The following is a 3,681-nucleotide window of genomic DNA, read 5'->3' on the forward strand; positions in this document are numbered from 1 at the left end:
GATCGAAAAAGCCTACTCCAAGCTCAAGGCCTTCCTGCGCAAAATCGCCGAGCGAACCGTCACAGGCCTCTTGAACGCGCTCGACGCCTGCGCCGAAATCTTCAAACCCGGCGAATGCTGGAACTACATCACGGCCTGCGGATACAATACAGATTGATCGGAAACCGCTCTAGATCACATGGGGGTTGTCGATCACCTATGGGGGTCGCCGGTGGCTTCGGCCCGCAGTTCACTTCGGCTTCTGGCACGTCACCGATCCGGGGTTCTGTTGTCGCACGGCATCTAAAGCTGCAACACCGGCTTCTGCTTTATCAAGAGCTTATCTGTACACCTTATTCGCAACACAGCAGCTAAACCCGCAACAGAACCTTGGTTTTGCGGCACCTTATATGCGACAAAGTGACATGGAAACTTGACCACATGGCAAGCCATGAGGAACAGCGGCGTAGCTGACAACAGAGTCTGGGGCGAAACCCGATCTCGGGCGGGGATTCTAGCCCAAACCTTACCCGTCGCGGCCGCCGATCATCGCCTCTCGCGGGCATCATGAGCCGCCGCCGGCTGCCGGAGCGCGCAGGACTCCGTCGATGGCGTCGCAATCCATCGAAACAAGACCCCAAAAAAGCTGCGGGCGGCCAGGGCGACCGGTCAGACGACGCAGGCCACCACCCGCTCCTGGGTCAACTCCGGTCCCGCCTCGAGCTCCGCCACCACGCCGCCCTCGCGCATGACGTAGACCCGGTCGCTGATGCCGATGAGCTCGGGCAGCTCGCTGCTGATCATGAGGATGCCCACGCCGGCGCCGGCGATCTGGTCGATCAGCTTGTGGATTTGTGCCTTGGCGCCCACGTCGATGCCCCGGGTGGGCTCGTCCAGCATGAGCAGCCGCGGCGCGGTGCTCAACCACTTGCCCAAGACGCACTTCTGCTGGTTGCCGCCGCTTAGGGTGGACACCAGCTGCGCGCTGGAGCGCGCGATGATGTTCAGCTGCTGGATGAGCCCAGCGGCCTGGCGCTCCTCCCTGGGGCGGGACAGGAAGCCCAGGGTGGCCACGGACCGCAGGGAGGCCAGACTCAGGTTCTCCCGGATAGACATAGGCGGGATCAGGCCCTCGGTCTTGCGGTCCTCGGACAGGTAGGCCATGCCTGCCCGGATCAGCCGGGCCGGACTCCAGCCGTTGGTCTTACGGCCCAGGTAGCGCACCTCGCCGCCGTGGAACCGGCGCGCCCCGAACACGGACTTGGCCAGTTCGGTGCGGCCGCTGCCCATAAGGCCGCCCAATCCTACCACCTCGCCCCGGCGCACCGTGAGATCGATGGGCGGGGTGTGCGGGGCGAGGCGAAGACCGCGCACTTCCAAGACTGGCTCCGGGTGCACCGCGTGGGCGCGCGGGTACATCTCGTCAATGGATCGCCCCGCCATCATCCAGATGACCGAATCCGGCTTGAACGCCTGGATGGGCAGGGCGCCAACCCGGCGGCCGTCCCGCAGGACCGTGAAGCGGTCGCCGATGGCCACGATCTCCTCGAACCGGTGCGAGATGTAGACGATGCCTATGCCCTCCGCGCGCATCCGCCGGATCAGCTCGAACAGCACGTCGATCTCCCGCTTGGTGAGGCTGGCGGTGGGTTCGTCCATGATCACCACACGGGACTTGAAGGACATGGCCTTGGCGATCTCCACCAGCTGCTGCTGGGCGGTGGAGAGTCGGGCCACGGGCAGGCGCGGATCAAGATCCGTGGACAGGGCCTTGAGCAGATCGGCGCTGCGCCGATACATCTCGCCGGCGTCCTTGAGCCCGCGCCGGCGCGGTTCCCGGCCCAGAAAGATGTTGTGCGCCACGTCCAGGTTGGCGCAGAGGTTGAGCTCCTGGTGGATGAAGGCCACGCCCTTCACTCGGGCTTCCCTAGCATCGGCCAGCATGACCCTCGCGCCGGCGATTTCCAGTTCGCCCCGGTCCGGCGGGATGATTCCGCCCAGGATCTTCATCAGCGTGCTCTTGCCGGCGCCATTCTCGCCCACCAGTACGTGCACCTCCCCGGGAAAGAGGTCGAAATCCACCTCCTCAAGAATCTTCACGTCGGTATTGCGGAGCGGCCGGCCGTCGCCGCCGTAGATGAACTTGGTGATGCCGCGCATGGAGACCAGCGGTTCCATCGTCGCCTCCTCACGCCCGGCGGTTGCTCAGGTTGCCGAGGACGATCGCCACCAGGATGATCGCACCCTGGACGGCGAGATACAGGTGGTAGGAGACCCCGAGCAGGTTGATGCAGTTCTCGATGATCTTGATCGACAACACGCCGAGGATGCTGTTCAGCACCGATCCTACGCCGCCGAACAGGCTGGTGCCGCCCACGATGGCCGCGGTCACCACCTCGAAGGTGAACGCCCCGCCGCCCATGTTGGGCTGGGCGGCGTTCACCCGGATGGTGAACAGCAGGCCGGAGAGCGCCGCCAGGGTGGCGCAGAGGGCGTAGACCGAGACGTTGATCCGGGCGCAGGGCACCCCGCTCAGAACCGCGGCCCGGGCGCCGAAGCCGAACGCCTTGAGCTGCCGGCCGAAGATGGTCCGGCTGATCAGCACGTGGAACACCACCGCCACCCCCAGGGCCAGGAACACCGCCGATGGCAGCCCGAACATGGGCGTGCGTCCAATGGCCAGGAAGTCCTTGGGCAGCCGGTTGATGATCGAGCCCTGGCTGACGATCTGCGCCACGCCGTAAAGCACGTAGCCGGCGCCCAGGGTGGCGATGAAGGGCGGGACCCGCATGAACTGGGTGATCAGCCCGTTGCACAGGCCCACGGCCAGGCCCAGTACGATGATCGCCGCCAGCACCGCGGGCGCCGGCCAGAGCCAAGTATTGGCCATGATTCCGGAGACAATAGAGGCCAACCCGACCACGTAGCCCAGGGACAGGTCGATGCCGCCGGTCATGAGCACCATGGTCATGCCGATCACGGCGATGGCCGGGATTGCGGACTGCTTCAGGATCACTTCCGCGTTATCCAGGGCGGCGAAGTTCTCCACGAACAGGCTGGCGAGGATGACCAGGGCCAGGAAGATGGACAGGGCGACGTTGCGACCCACTAGGTTCAGGAGAATGCCGGAAGCAATCCGGGTCCGCCCCGTCCGGGTCGCCACCGGAGCCTGGGCCCGGATGTCCCCGCGCTCGACGGGCGCGGGGCCGGGCCCGGCCTGCAGGTCCCCCGTCGCGCGAGCGCTCATAGCGCGCCCCGGGCGGCAAGTTCGCCGCGTCTGTGGACCGCTCCGCTCAGATAGACGATGACGATGATGATGGAGCCGATGAACACGTTTTGCATGAATGGATGGATCCCAAGCAGGTCGAGCACGTTGCGCAGGCTGCCGATGACCAGCGCGCCGACCACTGCCATGGGCACGGAGCCCCGGCCGCCGGCCAGGTCCACTCCCCCGATGATGCAGGCGGCGATGGCGTCCAGTTGGTAGGCGTCACCCTGAGTAGGTTGGACGGTGTCCAACTGGGCCGATAGTAGCAGGCCGGACACCGCGGCGCAGAAGCCGGAGAAGCCGAACACCAAGAACTGCAGCCTGGCGGCGCTGAGGCCCTCCTGGCGCAGCACGGTCTCGTTTCCCCCGAGGGCGTAGATGTGGCTGCCGAGACGCGTGAGGCGCTGGATGAAAAAACCCAGCCCCAGGAAGGC

General features: G+C 65.7%; 3 protein-coding genes. All 3 read right to left on the reverse strand.

Features of this window, described 5'->3' with window-relative positions; genetic code table 11:
• Positions 1–648 precede the first annotated feature (648 nt).
• On the reverse strand, positions 649–2,157 hold the full coding sequence (locus ACLPJJ_RS12840; RefSeq protein ID WP_443591373.1) for a sugar ABC transporter ATP-binding protein: 1,509 nt from the start codon (positions 2,155–2,157) through the stop codon (positions 649–651).
• A 10-nt stretch (positions 2,158–2,167) separates the two neighbouring features.
• A complete protein-coding gene (locus ACLPJJ_RS12845; RefSeq protein WP_443591374.1) occupies positions 2,168–3,226 on the reverse strand; it encodes an ABC transporter permease in 1,059 nt (352 codons plus the stop codon).
• Positions 3,223–3,681, reverse strand: a 459-nt coding sequence (locus tag ACLPJJ_RS12850; RefSeq protein ID WP_443591376.1) for an ABC transporter permease, incomplete at its 5' end; no start/stop codon positions are given. The genes ACLPJJ_RS12850 and ACLPJJ_RS12845, both read right to left, overlap by 4 nt.

Origin of the sequence: Acidocella sp. (assembly GCF_052326845.1) — a bacterium.
Lineage (GTDB): Bacteria > Pseudomonadota > Alphaproteobacteria > Acetobacterales > Acetobacteraceae > Acidocella.